This is a genomic window from Pseudomonas sp. JDS08PS003 (assembly GCF_045013505.1).
GTDB lineage: Bacteria > Pseudomonadota > Gammaproteobacteria > Pseudomonadales > Pseudomonadaceae > Aquipseudomonas > Aquipseudomonas protegens_B.
The window spans coordinates 1587505-1604949 of sequence record NZ_CP120724.1; the positions used below are offsets into that span (position 1 = coordinate 1587505).

Genomic DNA, 17445 nt, shown 5'->3' on the forward strand with positions numbered 1-17445 from the left:
CAATATGATGTCAGCGTTACCTTCACTCGGGTTTGCCGGGATCGGCCTGATGGGGCTGCCCATGTGCCGGCGCCTGCTGGCTGCGGGCTATGGGCTGACGGTGTGGAACCGCAACCCGGAGAAATGCGCGCCCCTGGTGGCTGCCGGGGCGCGACAAGTGGCCACACCGGCGCAGCTCTGCGAGCACGCGGATCTGCTGCTGCTGTGCCTGGCCAACACCGAGGTGGTGCGCGAGGTGGTGTTTGCTGCCGATGGCATCGCCCAGGGCGCCCGGGACGGGCAACTGCTGCTGGACCTGTCCAGCCTGGAACCCACCGCCACCCGGGAGATGGCTGCGGCGCTGGCCCGCGACACCGGCATGGCCTGGGTCGATGCCCCGGTTTCCGGTGGAACCCCCGGCGCCGAGTCCGGCAGCCTGGCGATCATGGTGGGTGGCGAGGCGGCGGATATCGAACGGGTTCGCCCGGTGTTGCTGGCCCTGGGGCAGCGGGTGACGCACATGGGCGCTGTGGGTGCTGGTCAGGTCACCAAGGCCTGCAACCAGATGATTGTCGCCTGCAATGCCCTGGTGATTGCCGAAGTGGTGGCCCTGGCGGAGCGTTCCGGCGTGGATGCACGATTGATTGCCGAGGCCCTGGCCGGCGGTTTCGCCGACTCCAAACCGTTGCAGATCCTGGCCCCGCAGATGGCCGAGAGTCGTTTCGAACCGGTGAAATGGCATGTGCGGACCCTGCTCAAGGATCTGGACGGGGCGGTGAAGTTTTCCCGGGAACAGGGTTCGGCTACGCCGATCAGCGGATTAGCTGCGCAGTTGATGCGTCTGCATGGTGGCCAGGGCTATCTGGAGCAGGACCCGGCGACCCTGGTTCGCCTCTATCGAGACCCGGCATCCGCGGATTGAGCCCATCGTGGCGCTGGTTCAGTTCATCCAGTACCCGGCTCAGGTCCTGCAGCGGCACTGGGCGACTGAGCAGGTAGCCCTGCAGGTAGTCGCAGCCGTAGTGTTCGAGGAACTGCTGCTGCTCCAGGGTCTCGACCCCTTCGGTGACCACTTGCAGGTGCAGGGTGTGGGCCATGACGATGATTGCCTGGACTATCTCCCTGTCCTGGGTCGACTTGGGGATGTCCTGGATGAACGAGCGATCGATCTTCAGGGTATTGAGCGGCAGGCGCTTGAGGTAGGCCAGGGATGAGTAACCGGTGCCGAAGTCGTCGATCGACAGCGATACGCCCAGGCCGCGGATCTGGTTGAGCAGCGCCAGGGTGCTGGCGATGTTGCCCATCAGGGCGTTTTCCGTGACCTCCAGTTCCAGGCGTTGCGGGGCTACCTGGGCTTCTCGCAGGGCGGTTTCGATTTCCCCGGCCAAGGTTTCACGGGTCAGGTTCAGGGCCGAGCAGTTGACCGCGATCTTCAGCTCGCCACCGCCGTTTTGGGACAGGTAGGCCAGGTCCTCGCAAGCCTTGCGCAATACCCAATTGTCCAGCTCGGCGATCATGCCGTTGGTTTCGGCAATTTCGATGAAGCGATCCGGGGGCAGCAGTCCGTGCTGGGGATGTTGCCAGCGGATCAGGGCTTCGAGCTTGGTGACCTTGCGCAGCTTGAGGTCGTAGATCGGCTGGTAATACAGCAGCAGCCCTTGATCGTCGCGCAGGGCATTACGCAACTCTTCTTCCAGTTGCAGCTCCAGGGTGGCGCGAGTCTTCAGCTTGGAACTGAAGAAGTGCAGGCTGTTGCGCCCGGCATCCTTGGACTGATAGAGCGCCAGGTCGGCGTTCTTCAGCAACTCCTCGCACGTCTTGCCGTCGTCGGGGAAGACACTGATGCCGATGCTGGTGGTCATCACCATGCGCCGGCCCCCCAGTTCGATCGGTTCCTTCATCTTCTGCATGATGCGCTGGGCCATGTGCCGTGCCTCATCGCGCTCATAGAGGTTGATGAGAATGCAGAATTCATCGCCACCCAGGCGTGCTACCACGTCTTCATGGCTGCGGGTGGAGCTCTTGATGTGTCCGGCGATGACCTTGAGCAACTCGTCGCCGGCATCGTGGCCCAGGCTGTCGTTGATTCGCTTGAAGTGGTCGATGTCGAGGAACATCACCGCCAGCATGCCGCCGAAGGTGTTTTTCTCCATGAGTTTTTCTGCGAACAGCTGGTTGAAGCCACGGCGATTGATCAGGTTGGTCAGGGCGTCGTAATGAGCCACCTGCTGCAGAGAGACCCGGGCCTGGTCCAGTTGCGAGAGCAGGGCGTTGACCCGGCGCAGGTCGCGTTCCTTGTGCTGCAATTTCTTGTCCGCCAGGGCTGCACTGATACCGCTGGCGATGATCAGGAGGGTGATCACGCTGAGGGTCAGACCCAGTTGCATGTGGCCGTTGGGTGCCACGGAGGTGGGCAGGCTGCCCGCAGGCACCACCAGGGTCATGGACCAGATGCCGGTGAAATGCATCAGCACGATGGCGCCCCCCAGCACCAGGCTGCTGGTGTACTTGAGCAGTTGATGGAACATCCCGCTGCCATCGCGCAGGTGCCGGGACAGCAGCAGCGCGGCCAGGCTGCAGCCGATCGCCACCAGCAGCGACAGCCCCATGAGCTGCGGCTGGTAGTACAGGCTGGCGCTTGAACGCATGGCGGCCATGCCCACGTAGTGCATGCAGCAGATGCCCAGGCCGATCCACACCGAGGCCACGCCGTAGCGCCATAGCGGCAGCTCGATATGGCTCAGGATGTTCATCGCCAGCCAGGCGGCGACCAGGGCGATAAACATGGAAAGCAGGGTCAATGGCAGGTCGTAGTGGATCTCCAGGGGCACTTCGAACGCCAGCATGGCGATGAAGTGCATGGCCCAGATGCCGCCCGCCAGGCAGCAGGCACCGACCCAGCGCCACAGGCGTTGGCTGGTTGCTTGCTCGACGTGGCTGACACGTTCTGCCATATCCAGGGTAGCGAAGCTGGCGGCACAGGCCACCAGGTAAGCCAGCAGCACCAGGACCGGGTTGTGGCTGCATTGCAGAACCACTTGCCCGTTATCTGGAAGCTCGGTGATGAAATGCAGACCCAGCCAATCCATAGCATGCCCATCTCTGAGTCATCTGGTGTCGGCGGACCCGCACGCCAACAAGTGCTTGCAGTATAGAGGGCACCCGTTGGCTGCAATGGGAGGTGGCAATCTGGCTCTAATGATTTGCTTATGAGCCCTATCGCCAATGGTGCTAAGCGCTTTTCTCGAACCAGGGTTCGTGGTCCACGGGTTCCAGGGGCGCCAGGCCGAAGGCGGCCCGGGCGGCGTCGCAGTCGCTGTTGTGCTGGCCGTCGGCCCAGGAGGCTTCGAACTCCCGGCAGGGGCTGGAGCGCTGCTCGTAAATGGAGCAGCTCACGCCCTGGCCGACCTCGCCTTCAAGGGAGATGCAGCGCGGCGACTTGCAGTCGGTGCCCAGCATGGCTACCCGAGTGGGACTGATGCTCTGCACCAGATCGTCGGGGACCGTGCCGCCGGATGAGGCGCATTCGCCCCAGAAAAAAGACACACGAAAGTATGAACAGCAGGCACCGCAATTCAGACACGGACTGGCTTCGGACATAGGCGTATTCAAAGGGAGAGGGAAGGGTAAGGGGGGCAGGCAAGGCGGCTATTCTAGGCTTCCCATCGGCCTTGGGAAGGGGGGGCGCAAGGTATTTTTTCAGCCTTGGCCAAGCCCTTGAAAAGACTGGGAAAGCCCCGGGTACCGCGGGCTGTGGCGGATTCGCCGCGCCGCGCCGCAAGGACTTCGAAGGCCGCAGCCGGGGCCAGCATGCGATGGTTTGATATCAGGCTGACGAATGATCACAGACAGCTACGCCCAGCCTGACTAGATTGCAGCTTCCAGGCTCGCTCGCGTCTGGCCGAATAACAATAAAGAGATCGACCCATGGATAATTCGACTCAAGCGGCAAATGCCTGGCGCATTCTGTTCCTGTTGTTTTTGGCAAACCTGTTCAACTTCTTCGATCGCACCATTCCCGCCATCATCATCGAGCCGATCCGCATGGAATGGCACTTGAGTGACTTTCAGCTGGGGATCATCGGCACCGCCTTTACCCTCGTCTATGCCATCGCCGGCCTGCCCCTCGGGCGCCTGGCCGATACTGGCTCGCGGAGCAAGCTGATGGGCTGGGGCCTGGCGGTGTGGAGCGGGCTGACTGCGGTCAACGGCATGGTCGGCAGTTTCTGGAGTTTCCTGCTGGTGCGCATGGGGGTGGGCATTGGCGAGGCGAGCTACGCACCGGCGGCCAACTCGCTGATCGGCGACCTGTTCCCTGCGCACCGCAGGGCCCGGGCCATGGGCATCTTCATGCTCGGGCTGCCCCTGGGGCTGGTGCTGGCCTTCTTCACCATAGGGGCGATGGTCAAGGCGTTCGACAGCTGGCGGGCGCCGTTCTTTATCGCCGCGGTGCCAGGCTTGGTGTTGGCGGTGTTCATGTTCTTCATCAAGGAGCCCAAGCGCGGAGCGGCGGAAGCGGTGAAGGTGGCGCAGGTGCCTATCGACCGACCGATTCGCCGGGTGCTGGCGATTCCGACCTTTCTCTGGCTGACCCTGGCCGGGCTGACCTTCAACTTCGCCACTTACGCCTGCAACTCGTTCCTGGTGCCGATGCTGCAGCGTTACTTCCTCATGCCCTTGCAGGAGGCGGCAATGGCGACGGGGCTGATTGTCGGTGTGACCGGGTTGGTGGGTTTGACCCTGGGCGGCTGGTTCGCTGACAAGATTCATCAGCGGATTGCCAACGGCCGCCTGCTGTTCGCGGCCTGCAGCCTGATCATTTCGACCTTGGCCACCGGCTGGGCGTTGCATGCCGGGCGCGTCGAGATCGGGGTATTTGTCGCGGTGTTCAGTGTCGGCTGGCTGTTTGCCTACAACTTCTACACCTGCGTCTATACCGCCTTGCAGGACGTGGTCGAACCCCGTTTGCGGGCCACTGCCATGGCCTTGTTTTTCGCCGGTCTGTATCTATTGGGCGGCGGATTGGGGCCGGTGGTGGTCGGCGCGCTGTCGGATCACTTCGCCCACTCGGCGATGTATGCCGCCGGTGCCGAGCTGATGACCGAGGAATTCAAGGCCATCGGCCTGCACGACGCCATGTACCTGATTCCGGTGGCGTTATTCCTGACCCTGCTGTTTCTGTTCCAGGCTGCGCGTTGCTTTGTGCGCGATGCCCAGCGCATGAAGGAGGGATTGGCACTGGCCGAGCCTGCGGCGACGGCGTTGGCGGTTTGATCTGGCAGATGAAAAAAGGCCCGCATGATGCGGGCCTTTTGTTTAGCGCTTGGAGCCGGGCAATCAGCCTGCCACCAGCACCCGGATCGCTTCCAGGCGCAAGGCGGCTTTTTCCAGCATCGCCAGACCCTGTTCCCGTTGCTTGCGCAGGGCTACCAGCTCGCTGTCACGGACGGTCGGGTTGACCGCCTGCAACGCGGTCAGGCGCGCCAGCTCTTCCTCGGTATCGGCTGCCAGCCGGCGTTGTGCCTCGGCCACGCGCTCGGCGTGACGCGGTGCGACCTTGGCTTCACCGGCGTTGATCTTCGGCGCCAGTTGGTCGCGCTGGGCCTGGATGAACTTGTTGGCGCTGGCCTTGGGCACGCTTTCCAACTGGTCGTTGAGGGTCTCGAAGGCCACCCGTGCCGACAGGTCGTTGCCATTGGCATCCAGCAGGCAGCGCAGGGCGGCCGGTGGCAGGTAGCGACCCAGTTGCAACGAACGTGGAGCGACCACCTCACTGACGTAGAGCAGCTCAAGCAGCACGGTGCCGGGTTTCAGCGCCTTGTTCTTGATCAGTGCCACGGCGGTGTTGCCCATGGAGCCGGACAGCACCAGGTCCATGCCGCCCTGTACCATCGGGTGCTCCCAGGTGATGAACTGCATGTCTTCGCGGGACAGCGCCTGGTTGCGGTCGTAGGTGATGGTCACGCCTTCGTCGTCACCCAGAGGGAAGCTGGCATCAAGCATCTTCTCGCTGGGCTTGAGGATCAGGGCGTTTTCCGAGTGGTCTTCGCTGTCGATGCCGAAGGCGTCGAACAGGGTTTCCATGTAGATCGGCAGGGCGAACTGGTCGTCCTGTTCGAGGATCGCTTCCACCAGCGCATCGCCTTCACCGGCGCCGCCGGAGTTGAGCTCCAGCAGACGGTCGCGGCCGGTATGCAGCTCGGCTTCCAGGCGTTCACGCTCGCCGCGGGCTTCGTCGATCAGCGCTTGCCACTCGCCGTCGTCGGCGTTTTCCAGCAGTGGCAGCAGGCGTGGGCCGAACTGGTGCTGCAGGGCGTTGCCGGTCGGGCAGGTGTTGAGGAAAGCGTTCAGCGCTTCGTGATACCACTGGAACAGACGCTCTTGCGGGCTGGTTTCCAGGTACGGCACGTGCAGTTCGATCACGTGTTTCTGGCCGATCCGGTCGAGACGGCCGATGCGCTGCTCCAGCAGGTCCGGGTGCGACGGCAGATCGAACAGCACCAGATGGTGGGCGAACTGGAAGTTGCGGCCTTCACTGCCGATTTCCGAGCAGATCAGCACCTGGGCGCCGAACTCTTCATCGGCGAAGTAGGCGGCAGCCCGGTCGCGTTCGAGGATGTTCATGCCTTCGTGGAACACCGTGGCCGGGATGCCGGAGCGCACGCGCAGAGCGTCTTCCAGGTCCATGGCGGTTTCCGCGTGGGCGCAGATCACCAGGACCTTGGTGCGCTTGAGCATCTTCAACTGGTCGATCAGCCATTCGACCCGCGGGTCGAATTTCCACCAGCGCTGTTCTTCATCGGCGGCATCGGGCTGGGCCTGGAAGCTGACTTCCGGATACAGCTCGGCGTGTTCACCCAGGGGCAGTTCCAGGTATTCGTCCGGGCACGGCAGCGGGTAGGCGTGCAGCTTGCGCTCCGGGAAACCCTGCACGGCGGCGCGGGTGTTGCGGAACAGCACGCGGCCGGTGCCATGGCGGTCCAGCAACTCGCGCACCAGGCGTGCGCTGGCTTCGCTGTCGCCATCGTTGACCGCGGCCAGCAGGGCTTCGCCTTCGTTGCCGAGGAAACCGTGGATGGTCTTGTGCGCCTCGGGAGACAGGCGGCCTTTATCCATCAGTTCTTGCACCGCTTCGGCCACCGGGCGGTAGTTCTCGCTCTCGGCGCGGAAGGCCGCGAGGTCGTGGAAGCGATTCGGGTCCAGCAGGCGCAGGCGGGCAAAGTGGCTGTCCTGGCCCAGTTGTTCCGGGGTCGCGGTCAGCAGCAGCACGCCAGGGATGGTCTCGGCCAGCTGTTCCACCAGGGCGTATTCCGGGCTGACCTGATCTTCGTGCCACACCAGGTGGTGGGCTTCGTCCACCACCATCAGGTCCCAACCGGCGGCGAACAGCGCGTCCTGGGCCTTCTCGTCATCCACCAGCCATTCCAGGGCCACCAGGGCCAGCTGGGTGTCTTCGAATGGGTTGCTGGCATCGCTTTCGATAAAGCGTTCTTCGTCGAACAGCGCCACTTGCAGGTTGAAGCGACGACGCATTTCCACCAGCCACTGGTGCTGGAGGTTTTCCGGAACCAGGATCAGCACCCGGCTGGCGCGACCCGAGAGCAGTTGGCGATGGATCACCAGGCCGGCCTCGATGGTCTTGCCCAGGCCCACTTCGTCCGCCAGCAGGACCCGTGGCGCGATGCGGTCGGCGACTTCACGGGCAATGTGCAACTGGTGGGCGATAGGTTGGGCGCGCACGCCACCCAGGCCCCAGAGCGAGGACTGCAGTTGGCGGCTGGTGTGTTCCAGGGTGTGGTAGCGCAGGGAGAACCAGGCCAGCGGATCGATCTGCCCGGCGAACAGACGGTCGCTGGCCAGACGGAACTGGATGAAGTTCGAGAGTTGGGTTTCCGGCAGGGTAACGGCTTCGTTCTGCCCGTTGAGGCCGTGATAGACCAGCAGGCCGTCGACGTCGTCGACTTCCTGAACAGTCATTTTCCAGCCTTCGAAGTGGGTGATGCTGTCCCCTGGAGAGAACCTCACGCGAGTGAGGGGCGCATTCCGTAGCGCATACTGGCGGGTGTCGCCAGTGGCCGGATAGAGCACGGTCAGCAAGCGACCGTCCTGTGCCAGAACGGTGCCTAGGCCTAGCTCGGCTTCGCTGTCACTAATCCAGCGTTGCCCCGGTTGATACTGCTGCGCCATGCTGCCTGACTCCCGCTTTGAAAAAGCCGACTATCTTAACGGAACGACGCTTCCAGTCCAAAGAACTCTGATAAAAACCCCTGGAATAAAAGGTAGCGTACAGCGGCGTTCGTCGGCCCCGAGGGCACTATCGGCTGACGACTGGGTCACAGTTTTGCGACCGATGGCTCAAGTCGCCCATGCCGCAGCCGACAGACTGCCGACAGGAGACCAATAACATGCTGCCACCGATGCTCCCCTTGAGTGCCGTGCCCATCACCGCCCAGCAGGACCCGATCCGGCAGCGTCCGGATATCCCGCCAGTGGTGCCGGTGCAGGAAAGCTCCAATGAAAGCACCATCGACTTGCAAAAGCGCGATGCCGAGCAGTCGGCCCTGCTCTTGCGCGAGGAGCAGCAGCGCCAACAGGAAAAGCAGCGGCGCAAGCGTGAGGCCGATGAGGATCCGGAGCAGCATCTGGCCGTACCCGGCGACGAGTTGAATGCCGACAACACCGTACCGGTGGCTCCGTTGATCGAGGATGCCCCGCGCCAGGGGCTGTGGGTGGACGTGCAGGTCTAGCTTGTGGGGCCGCGTTCGGCCAGTTCCGTCAGCGCCTCCAGCAGGCACTGGATTTCCGCTTCGGTATTCAAATAGCTCAAGGCGATCCGGGCAATCTGGGTCAGGCCCCGGGCCTGCATGTCCAGCGGGGTGTAGGCCACGCCGTTGGCACCGATATTGATGCCCCGGCGAGCCAACTCTTCCTTTAGTTCAAAACCGTCCCAGCCCTTGAGCGTGAAGGCAATCAAGCCTGACTGCTGACCGGCGGCGCCCAGGTCCTGGCGCTGCAGGCCGGGCAGGCGGTCGAGGTCCTGGCGGAGCCTGTCGGCGAGGCTCCTGATCCGCTGGTGAATGGCTTCGATGCCGATGCTGTTCAGTTCCTGCAAGGCATTGGCCAGTCCCGCCAGCAGCACCAGCGAAACTTCGCTGGTTTCGAAGCGCCGCGCATCGTCTCGCAAGCTGAAGCCCTGGCCGTTCCAGGGGGCTGACAAGACATCCCGCGGCAGTGGTTGCAACTGTTCCAGGAAGCCCGGCCTGACATAGAGCAGGGCCGTGCCCCGTGGCCCGCGCAGGTATTTGCGTCCTGCGCCTTTGAGCACATCGCACCCCAGCGCCTGTACATCACAGGGCAGTTGCCCCAGGGCCTGGCCGGCGTCGATGAAATAGGGAATGCGCCAATCCCGCGCCAGTTGGCCAACGGCGGCGGCCGGATTGATCAAGCCGCCGTTGGCCGGCAGCCAGGTCAGGGCGATCAGACGCACGCGCGAGTCGAGCATGGATTCCAGTGCCTCCACCGAAACCGCACCATTGTGATCGCAGGGGATGACTTCCAACTGGGCCCCGGCGCCCACGGCTTGGGCCAGGCACGCCAGATTGCCACCCCATTCGTGGCGCCCCACCAGAATCCGGTCGCCCGCTTGCCACGGCGGCAGGGCACTGAAGGCCATGCCCCAGGCTGCCGAGCCGCTGCTGGCAAAGGCGATTGCGGCGGGGCAGGTATTGAGCAGCCGGGCCGCGGCCTCACGGGCCTGTTCCTGCAGCTGTGCGCCGGTGATGGCGGCTTCCATCGGCCCTTCACGGGCTTCCCGTTGCAACTGCCCGAGCATGGCGTCCAGGGTGCCCTGGCTGGGCAATGAAGCACCCGCGTGGTTGAAGTGGCAGACCTGGGCGCAGCCGGGTGTGGCCAGGCGCAGACGGGCGAGGTGCTGTGGGTCCAGGGGGGTCATGGCTTGAGTTCGAAGATCGCGTCGACCTCCACGGCGACCCCGGCGGGCAGGCTGGCCACGCCCACCGCCGTGCGTGCGTGCCGGCCTTTCTCGCCCAGGGCGTTGACCAGCAGGTTGGAAGCGCCATTGGCCACGCTGCCATGGCTCTGGAAAGCGGCACTGGCGGCAATGAATACACCGAGCCGGCTGATGCGCTGCAGCCGCGACAGGTCGTCGTCCAGCGCCGCGCTCAACTGGGCCAGCAAGGCCAGGGCCGCGAGCTCGGCGGCCTGGGTGCCTTGCTCCACCGTCAGACTCTCGCCGAGACGGCCCAGCAGGGTCGGTTGGCCCTGTAACAAGGGAATCTGTCCGGAGATGAACAGCAGGTTCTGGCTGCGTACATGGTTGACGTAGTTGGCGATCGGCTGGCTGGGGGCGGGCAGTTCAAGCCCCAGTTGCTTAACGCGGTGTTTCAGGGAATCGCTCATGGGCAGTCCTCGGATGCAAGGCCTGCAGCATCGGCGTTCAGTCCAGGAGCGACAAACGGATAGATCTAATTCGATGTATCTGAATTTCTCATGGGTCGAGCCCTTGCTCCAGCAGCCATTGTGCAAAGCAGTCCAGTGCCGGGTTCGACGGTCCTTCAGCGGTCACCAGCCAGTAGCCGATCTGACTGCACAAGGGCGGCAGGTCGAAGGCATCCACCAGGCTGCCCTGGGCCAGGTGGCGTTGGATCAACTGGCGACGCCCCATGGCGATGCCCTGGCCGGCCACGGCGGCCTCTACCACGATGTTGTAGTCGTGCAGCATCACGCTGGGGAGGGAGGCAAGGTCCATAGCCTGTTGCCTGCTCCAATCATCCCATTCGAAGGGTTGATGGGAGCGAGCCATCAGCAAGGGGCCGCTGGCCAGGGAGGTGGCTTTGAAGCCAGGGCTGCAGACCGGTGACAGCTGCTCGGCGAGAAAGCGCGTGGCCCGCACCTTCGGCCAGTTGCCCTTGCCGTAGCGAATGGCCAGGTCGACTTCGGCGCCGGCGACATCCGCCAGGTCGATGGCCGGTTGCAACTCCAACTGGATCTCCGGATGGCGGCGGGTGAAGTCCGCCAGGCGAGGCGCCAGCCACAAGGTGGCGAAGGACGCCAGCAGACCGATGCGCAGTACTGGCTGGCGAGGTGGGGCAAGCAGCGCTTGGGTGGCTTGGGCGATCTGTTCCAGGGCCGGGCGAATCTGTCGGTAATAGGTGTCACCGGTGGCGGTCAGGTCGATGGCGCGGGTCCGGCGTATGAACAAGCGTTGGCCCAGGTGCTGTTCGAGTTTCTGCACTTGATGGCTGACCGCGCTCTGGCTCACGCACAGTTCCCGAGCCGCCTTGATAAAGCTCAGGTGGCGGGCCACGGCCTCGAATGCGCGCAGGGCCAGTAGCGGCGGCAGGTGCTTGGGCATTTCCACATCAGGCTCCGGGGGGCGTTTCGCAAAGGGCCATTGTGCGGATAAAAACTCTTCGCGGCAGCGACTTTATTACCGGAGTGTCGGTCTGATCACTGGTCAGGTGCGGCGGCACGTCGCATTATTGGCACATCCGCCAGGGCCGCTCTGCATCCTGTAGCAGTGCGGTTGATATTGACTTCCCAGTGATGCCAGCCAAGCCATGAATCAAGACGACAAGCTGATCGACCTGAATGCCGAACGCGCCAAGCGCGTACATGACCTGAACGAGAAGCGCCTGAATGAAGTGCGCCAGGCATTCGAGCAGGCCATGCCTTTGGGCAAAGCCAAGAAAAAGTCGAAAAACAAACCGAAAAAGCGCTGAACTGGGCGCTTTCTGTTGATACAGGTCAGTTATTCCCCCTTCCTCGCGCCCAGTCTTGGGCGACATTGACCCCGGTCAATTTTCCCCGCCGCCTCTTTGGTTAACTTAGCCCCATCGCAACAGGGCAAGAGCAGGAGGCCAGTCATGTTTTTCGACAATGTGGTGATCGCCGGAGTGCTGACTGTCGGCCTCATGGTTCTGTTTTTCGCAGGGTTTGGATTCTTCATCTGGAAAGACGCGAATAAGCGTAAAAAACCTTAAGTCTCTCCAGAGCAACGAGCACGCAAGGCATTTTGGGCAACTTCGGTTGCCCTTTTTTTTGCCTGTCGAAAAGCTCAAGGCATAAAAAAAGGTGCGTCCCGAAGGGCGCACCTTTTTTGTTGGCGCTGGGGTATCAGGTCCCGAGGACTTTCGACGCCGCCCAGAACAGACCGGCGGACAGGGCCACGGTCGCCGGCAGGGTCAGGACCCACGCCAGGAGGATGGTCTTCACCGTACCGCCTTGCAGGCCGCTCTTGTTGGCGACCATGGTCCCGGCCACGCCGGAGGAGAGTACGTGGGTGGTGGAGACCGGCAGGCTGAAGATGTTCGCCAGGCCGATCAGGCCCGCGGCGGTGATCTGTGCCGACATGCCCTGGGCGTAGGTCATGCCCTGTTTGCCGATCTTCTCGCCAATGGTCAGCACCACACGCTTCCAGCCGATCATGGTGCCCAGGCCCAGTGCCAGGGCGACAGCCAGGATCACCCAGAACGGCGCGTACTCGGTGGTGGCGGTCAGGTCCTTGCGCAGCTTGTCCAGGTCAGCCTTTTCACGGGCCGACAGGTTCGGCAGTTTGCCCACTTTCTTCGCCGTGTCGTCCAGGCACAGCAGGTAGCGGCGCACTTCGATGCGGCTTTCCGGCGACAGCGAGTGGTAGTCGGCGACACCCTTGAGGCTGCTCAGCAGGGCGCTGATGGTGGGCTCGGTCTGTTGCGGGTTGCAGCGGAACTTGCCCGGCAGGTCGTCTTTCACGCTCTTGCCCAAGGCCAGGAATTCGCCCAGTGAGTCGTGGTTGCGCTCATAGAACTGACTCAGGTGCAGGGTCGCGTCGCGGGTACGCTCGATCTGGTAGGTGGTGCTGTTGAGGTCCAGCACGAACTGCGCGGGCACGATGCCGATCAGCACCAGCATGATCAGGCCAATGCCCTTCTGACCATCGTTGGAGCCGTGGACGAAGCTCACGGCCATGGCCGAGATCACCAGTACCAGTCGGTTCCAGAACGGTGGGTGCTTCTTGTCATCGACTTTGCGGCGTTGTTCCGGGGTCTTGTGCATCTTCGAGATCGGACGCCACCATTTCAGGCCGATCAGTACCAGCGCAGCAATAAGGAAGCCGGCCATCGGCGAGAACACCAGGGAGGCCCCGATATCGATCGCTTTCTGCCAGTTCACGCCGTCCCCCAGGGGGATGTCGTTGAGCAGGGCGTTGGCCAGGCCGACACCGAGGATCGAGCCGATCAGGGTGTGGGAGCTGGAGGCCGGGATGCCGAAGTACCAGGTGCCCAGGTTCCAGGCGATGGCCGCGGCCAGCAACGAGAAGACCATGGCCAGACCGTGACCGGTGTTGACATTGATCAGCAGCTCGACCGGCAGCAGGTGAACAATGGCATAGGCTACGCCGACGCCGCCCAGCAGCACACCGAGGAAATTGAAGACACCGGAAAAGAACACGGCCAGGTGTGGCGGCATGGCTTTGGTGTAGATGACAGTGGCAACCGCGTTTGCGGTGTCATGAAAGCCGTTGATGAACTCGTAGGCGAGGACAAAAGCCAGGGCGAGCAAGAGGCTCACAAGCACCCAAGCATCCAGTCCGCTGAATAAATCGATCATGAAGGTTTTCTGACCCGGTCATAAGGGGGCGCGATTATGCCAGAAAACCCTGCTAATCAATGCACAAGGTGCTCACCGGTAACATTCTTCAACGAAAAAACTGACCGGGAGCAGAGTTTTCGCCGATTCCCGCCCAGCGCGGCAAGTCATTGAGTTTATTGGCCCAAAGCACGACGCCGGGGCTTCTAGCCCGGGGATGAAAGGGTTAAAACGCTTGTATGAAATTTCAACGAAAGGGCCTGCCGGGTACCGTTTCTCGCTGTGGGTGGGGCGAGGCGGTGAAGGGCCCGGGGTAGCGAGCATCAATGGTCTGCCTGGCCGCTGGGGTGATCGAGCGGACAAGAGAGCAAGCCCTGAAAAACTCAGGCCGTCAGCATTATGGCTGTTCGGCCTTGAGCTCTTTTTCCATCTTTTGCAGTTCTTGGGTGAACGCCTGATCGCGAATACTTGCGCGTTTGCGCCAAGGTTTGCGTTCAGGTTCCGGTTGGGCGGCATAACGGGTGATCTCGCCGCCGTAAACTTCCTTGTAACGTTGTTCCTGGCGCTCAAGTTCCGCGCGCAGTTCGTCTTTCGTCACAGTGTTACCTAATTGAGTAAGGGTCCATTCCGGTGCAACGCATTGCCTGGGGGGCGACTATCAAGAAAGCGGACTGTTTGCCTGCTCAGGCCTTGGGTCCTGTTCTTTCCAGCCAGCCTTTTGTTGCATGCGGCCACGTCACCGGATGAAAACGACTGTCGTAGCAACAGTGTTGTTTGTTGCAAGCGGATTGGCCGAATCTGGTTTGGGGTCAAGCGCTTGCGGCAGGTGACCGATTGCAGCCTGAATCACCTGAGCGAGGTACGAGCGGGACTGATTCCGCGCTACTCACTCCGGCAGTATAGCTTCGGCGAAGAATAACTCTATGGTTAGAAAGTTTAAAACAGCCAACTTTATTGTGAGCGTTTTGTGACACGAAAGTTCTAATGAATTCCTACACGGTGCTTCCCGTCTTCGCACTCCGCTGGCTGAATTCTATATGGGGCGAGTCCGCTCTTGATACAAGTGGCAGGCCTGAAGATAGCCACTGAGTCCGCCTCCTGCTGGCGATTATTACTATGAGTTTTTGCAATAAAAGAGTGGGTGGGTGGTCGGCAACGGCCAGCATCGTTGATTGCGATTATCGGTCGACGGTTCGATAATCGCCCAATCTTGCAGGGGCCGGCTTGTGCTGCCTCTCCAATACGGCTTGTAATACGGAAGAATTTCATCGCAGAGACCCTGAAATGAACGATCAGATGCGTAATTCCTTTACCTCAGTGGCGCCGCCCATCGTGGCTTCGGCGGCGAAGAGGATTCAGGCGTTGACCGGTGACCCGGATTTCATGACGTCTCTGGCCCGAGGCCTGGCGGTGGTGCAGGCGTTTCAGGAGCGCAAGCGCCACCTGACCATTGCCCAGATCAGCCACCGCACGGAGATTCCTCGGGCGGCAGTGCGCCGCTGCCTGCATACCCTGATCAAGCTGGGATACGCCACCACCGATGGGCGTACCTATTCGCTGCTGCCCAAGGTGCTGACCCTGGGTCATGCCTACCTGTCGTCGACGCCCCTGGCGGTTTCCGCGCAGCCTTATCTGGACCGCATGAGCGAGCAACTCCACGAAGCCTGCAACATGGCCACCCTGGAAGGTGACGACATCCTGTATATCGCCCGTTCGGCCACTACCCAGCGGTTGATTTCCGTCGATCTTTCGGTGGGCGGCCGGCTACCGGCCTATTGCACCTCCATGGGGCGGATTCTGTTGGCCGCGCTGGATGATTCTTCGCTGCATGAATATCTGGAACATGCCGATCTACAGGCCAAGACCAGTCGCACCCTGCACACCCCGGAGGCGTTGCTGGAGTGCCTGCAGCAAGTGCGTCAGCAGGGCTGGTGCATCGTCGATCAGGAACTGGAGCAAGGGCTGCGTTCGATTGCCGTGCCGGTCTACGATGCTTCGGGCCAGGTACTGGCGGCGTTGAACGTCAGCACCCACGCGGGCCGGGTCAGCCGCGCCGAATTGGAACAGCGTTTTCTACCCGGCCTGCTGAGCGCCAGCCGTGATCTGAGCGCCCAGCTGTTTGCTTAAGCTGTTCGATAAACGCACAGATCCGCCTTTGACGAATTGACGCTCTTTCCCCTGGCTCATTAATGTCGCGGCAGCGTCATCGGCGGCCAGCCGGCATTGCCAGGCTGCCGCCGCCGACCCGTCCAATAATAATGAAGAGGCCAACTCATGAGCATGCTCTCCCTGCGTCGTTGCCGTGACCGTTCCTGCCGTCCCGCTCGAATCGCCTGATTTTCGCCACCCTTTCTACGTGACCTGATCAGCCCTTGGCGGCCTGTGCTCGCCTGCGTTTTAGTGTGGAAATAAAAACAATGAATCAACCCCAATCCGCTGTAGGGAACTGCCTCGATGTGCAGTCCTTCATCAATTCCCAGCCGCTGTCCCGTTACCAGTGGCGAGTAGTGATCCTGTGTTTCCTGATTGTCTTCCTCGATGGCCTGGACACCGCGGCCATGGGCTTCATCGCCCCGGCGCTGTCCCAGGACTGGGGCATCGACCGTGCCAGCCTCGGCCCGGTGATGAGTGCAGCGCTGATCGGCATGGTCTTCGGTGCCCTGGGTTCCGGGCCCCTGGCTGACCGTTTTGGCCGCAAGGTGGTGCTGGTAGGGGCGGTGCTGCTGTTTGGCGCCTTCAGCCTGGCTTCGGCCTACAGCACCAACGTCGACCAGTTGCTGGTGCTGCGCTTTCTTACCGGCCTGGGCCTGGGGGCGGGGATGCCCAATGCCACCACGCTACTCTCGGAGTACACCCCCGAGCGCCACAAGTCGCTGCTGGTGACCAGCATGTTCTGCGGGTTCAACCTGGGCATGGCGGGCGGTGGTTTCATTTCCGCCAAGCTGATCCCGGCCTTTGGTTGGCACAGCCTGCTGCTGATCGGCGGTGTCCTGCCGCTGATCCTGGCCCTGGTGCTGGTGGTCTGGCTGCCGGAGTCGGCGCGTTATCTGGTGGTGCGCAATCGCGGCACCGACAAGGTGCGTAAGACCCTGGCTCCCATCGCTCCGGCCATCGTCGGCGAGGCCGGCAGTTTCAGCGTGCCGGAACAGAAGACGGTGGAGGCGCGCAACGTTTTTGCCGTGATCTTCTCCGGCACTTACAGCGTCGGCACTCTGCTGCTGTGGCTCACCTATTTCATGGGCCTGGTGATTGTCTACCTGCTGACCAGCTGGCTGCCGACCCTGATGCGCGACAGTGGCGCCAGTATGGAGCAGGCGGCCTTTATCGGCGCCTTGTTCCAGTTCGGTGGGGTGCTCAGCGCGGTCGCCGTGGGTTGGGCCATGGACCGTTTCAATCCGCACAAGGTGATTGGCTGCTTCTACCTGTTGGCCGGGGTCTTCGCCTACGCCGTGGGACAAAGCCTGGGCAACATCACCGTGCTCGCCACCCTGGTGCTGATCGCCGGCATGTGCGTCAACGGTGCGCAATCGGCGATGCCTTCCCTGGCGGCGCGTTTCTATCCGACCCAGGGACGGGCCACCGGGGTGTCCTGGATGCTCGGCATCGGCCGTTTCGGCGCCATTCTCGGTGCCTGGATGGGCGCCACCCTGTTGGGCCTGGGCTGGAACTTCGAACAGGTACTGACCGCGCTGGTGATCCCGGCGGCGCTGGCCACCACAGCGGTAGTGATCAAGGGCATGGTCAGCCATGCGGACGCCACCTGACAGGCAATAAAGGCCAGGATTGAGTGCGGGGCCGAGGATCGATAGCCCTGCAACAATCCGTTCGATAATCGAACGCTCAGTCGATTATCGGATTGTTTGGGGTAGTGCTCCG

The 17445-nt window shown here is 62.3% G+C and carries 15 protein-coding genes; 7 read left to right on the forward strand and 8 right to left on the reverse strand.

Annotated elements, in window-relative coordinates; all coding sequences use genetic code 11:
* Window positions 1–4 precede the first annotated feature (4 nt).
* Entirely contained in the window at window positions 5–901 is an 897-nt protein-coding gene (locus P7C00_RS07250; protein ID WP_346635017.1) for an NAD(P)-dependent oxidoreductase, read from the forward strand.
* Here the strand turns inward: P7C00_RS07250 and P7C00_RS07255 are convergent.
* The gene (locus P7C00_RS07255; RefSeq protein ID WP_404938460.1) at window positions 792–3068 is read right to left on the reverse strand and encodes a putative bifunctional diguanylate cyclase/phosphodiesterase; all 2277 of its coding nucleotides are present in this window, start codon (window positions 3066–3068) and stop codon (window positions 792–794) included. The genes P7C00_RS07250 and P7C00_RS07255 overlap by 110 nt on opposite strands.
* A gap of 142 nt (window positions 3069–3210) precedes the next feature.
* A complete protein-coding gene (locus P7C00_RS07260; RefSeq protein ID WP_346635015.1) occupies window positions 3211–3579 on the reverse strand; it encodes a YkgJ family cysteine cluster protein in 369 nt (122 codons plus the stop codon).
* A gap of 327 nt (window positions 3580–3906) precedes the next feature.
* Between P7C00_RS07260 and P7C00_RS07265 the strand changes: the two genes are divergently transcribed.
* A complete protein-coding gene (locus P7C00_RS07265) occupies window positions 3907–5253 on the forward strand; it encodes a spinster family MFS transporter (RefSeq protein WP_404938462.1) in 1347 nt (448 codons plus the stop codon).
* Between the two features lie 63 nt (window positions 5254–5316).
* On the opposite strand, the gene rapA is transcribed toward P7C00_RS07265, so the two are convergent.
* Window positions 5317–8166, reverse strand: coding sequence for an RNA polymerase-associated protein RapA (gene rapA, locus P7C00_RS07270; RefSeq protein ID WP_346635013.1), 2850 nt, complete (start codon window positions 8164–8166; stop codon window positions 5317–5319).
* A gap of 218 nt (window positions 8167–8384) precedes the next feature.
* Between rapA and P7C00_RS07275 the strand changes: the two genes are divergently transcribed.
* The gene (locus P7C00_RS07275) at window positions 8385–8726 is read left to right on the forward strand and encodes an aspartate-semialdehyde dehydrogenase (protein ID WP_346635012.1); all 342 of its coding nucleotides are present in this window, start codon (window positions 8385–8387) and stop codon (window positions 8724–8726) included.
* Here P7C00_RS07275 and P7C00_RS07280 read toward each other — a convergent pair.
* From P7C00_RS07280 to P7C00_RS07290, 3 genes are all read right to left on the reverse strand, one after another.
* Window positions 8723–9931 carry an aminotransferase class V-fold PLP-dependent enzyme gene (locus P7C00_RS07280; RefSeq protein ID WP_346635011.1) on the reverse strand — a complete coding sequence of 403 codons (1209 nt, stop codon included), beginning with the start codon at window positions 9929–9931 and terminating at the stop codon, window positions 8723–8725. The two genes, P7C00_RS07275 and P7C00_RS07280, sit on opposite strands and share 4 nt — an antisense overlap.
* Window positions 9928–10398: a RidA family protein gene (locus P7C00_RS07285; protein WP_404938464.1), complete on the reverse strand. Its 471-nt coding sequence runs from the start codon at window positions 10396–10398 to the stop codon at window positions 9928–9930. The genes P7C00_RS07280 and P7C00_RS07285 overlap by 4 nt, the downstream gene beginning before the upstream one ends.
* Window positions 10399–10486: 88 nt before the next feature.
* Entirely contained in the window at window positions 10487–11353 is an 867-nt protein-coding gene (locus P7C00_RS07290; RefSeq protein WP_404939927.1) for a LysR substrate-binding domain-containing protein, read from the reverse strand.
* Between the two features lie 205 nt (window positions 11354–11558).
* Between P7C00_RS07290 and P7C00_RS07295 the strand changes: the two genes are divergently transcribed.
* A complete protein-coding gene (locus P7C00_RS07295; protein ID WP_177435099.1) occupies window positions 11559–11720 on the forward strand; it encodes a hypothetical protein in 162 nt (53 codons plus the stop codon).
* 144 nt (window positions 11721–11864) lie between these two features.
* Window positions 11865–11981 (forward strand): cytochrome c oxidase subunit CcoM, encoded by a 117-nt coding sequence (gene ccoM / locus P7C00_RS07300; protein ID WP_015634423.1) that lies wholly within the window; start codon window positions 11865–11867, stop codon window positions 11979–11981.
* Window positions 11982–12114: 133 nt separating this feature from the next.
* On the opposite strand, the gene P7C00_RS07305 is transcribed toward ccoM, so the two are convergent.
* Together P7C00_RS07305 and P7C00_RS07310 are read right to left on the reverse strand one after the other, a co-directional pair.
* A complete protein-coding gene (locus P7C00_RS07305) occupies window positions 12115–13590 on the reverse strand; it encodes an inorganic phosphate transporter (protein WP_102861490.1) in 1476 nt (491 codons plus the stop codon).
* A 376-nt stretch (window positions 13591–13966) separates the two neighbouring features.
* Entirely contained in the window at window positions 13967–14167 is a 201-nt protein-coding gene (locus tag P7C00_RS07310) for a hypothetical protein (RefSeq protein ID WP_102861491.1), read from the reverse strand.
* Window positions 14168–14853: 686 nt separating this feature from the next.
* Between P7C00_RS07310 and pcaR the strand changes: the two genes are divergently transcribed.
* Together pcaR and P7C00_RS07320 are read left to right on the forward strand one after the other, a co-directional pair.
* Window positions 14854–15696 carry a pca regulon transcriptional regulator PcaR gene (gene pcaR / locus P7C00_RS07315; RefSeq protein WP_016962563.1) on the forward strand — a complete coding sequence of 281 codons (843 nt, stop codon included), beginning with the start codon at window positions 14854–14856 and terminating at the stop codon, window positions 15694–15696.
* A gap of 290 nt (window positions 15697–15986) precedes the next feature.
* Window positions 15987–17333, forward strand: coding sequence for an MFS transporter (locus P7C00_RS07320; protein ID WP_404938466.1), 1347 nt, complete (start codon window positions 15987–15989; stop codon window positions 17331–17333).
* Window positions 17334–17445: the final 112 nt, after the last annotated feature.

Excerpts from the sequence above, each read along its gene's own strand:
- P7C00_RS07265 (WP_404938462.1), top strand. The coding sequence starts at position 3,907 with ATGGATAATTCGACTCAAGCGGCAAATGCCTGGCGCATTCTGTTCCTG.
- P7C00_RS07260 (WP_346635015.1), bottom strand. The coding sequence starts at position 3,579 with ATGTCCGAAGCCAGTCCGTGTCTGAATTGCGGTGCCTGCTGTTCATAC.
- P7C00_RS07290 (WP_404939927.1), bottom strand. The coding sequence starts at position 11,353 with ATGCCCAAGCACCTGCCGCCGCTACTGGCCCTGCGCGCATTCGAGGCC.
- P7C00_RS07295 (WP_177435099.1), top strand. The coding sequence starts at position 11,559 with ATGAATCAAGACGACAAGCTGATCGACCTGAATGCCGAACGCGCCAAG.
- P7C00_RS07280 (WP_346635011.1), bottom strand. The coding sequence starts at position 9,931 with ATGACCCCCCTGGACCCACAGCACCTCGCCCGTCTGCGCCTGGCCACA.
- P7C00_RS07255 (WP_404938460.1), bottom strand. The coding sequence starts at position 3,068 with ATGGATTGGCTGGGTCTGCATTTCATCACCGAGCTTCCAGATAACGGG.
- P7C00_RS07285 (WP_404938464.1), bottom strand. The coding sequence starts at position 10,398 with ATGAGCGATTCCCTGAAACACCGCGTTAAGCAACTGGGGCTTGAACTG.
- P7C00_RS07275 (WP_346635012.1), top strand. The coding sequence starts at position 8,385 with ATGCTGCCACCGATGCTCCCCTTGAGTGCCGTGCCCATCACCGCCCAG.
- P7C00_RS07250 (WP_346635017.1), top strand. The coding sequence starts at position 5 with ATGATGTCAGCGTTACCTTCACTCGGGTTTGCCGGGATCGGCCTGATG.
- rapA (WP_346635013.1), bottom strand. The coding sequence starts at position 8,166 with ATGGCGCAGCAGTATCAACCGGGGCAACGCTGGATTAGTGACAGCGAA.
- P7C00_RS07320 (WP_404938466.1), top strand. The coding sequence starts at position 15,987 with ATGAATCAACCCCAATCCGCTGTAGGGAACTGCCTCGATGTGCAGTCC.
- pcaR (WP_016962563.1), top strand. The coding sequence starts at position 14,854 with ATGAACGATCAGATGCGTAATTCCTTTACCTCAGTGGCGCCGCCCATC.
- P7C00_RS07305 (WP_102861490.1), bottom strand. The coding sequence starts at position 13,590 with ATGATCGATTTATTCAGCGGACTGGATGCTTGGGTGCTTGTGAGCCTC.
- ccoM (WP_015634423.1), top strand. The coding sequence starts at position 11,865 with ATGTTTTTCGACAATGTGGTGATCGCCGGAGTGCTGACTGTCGGCCTC.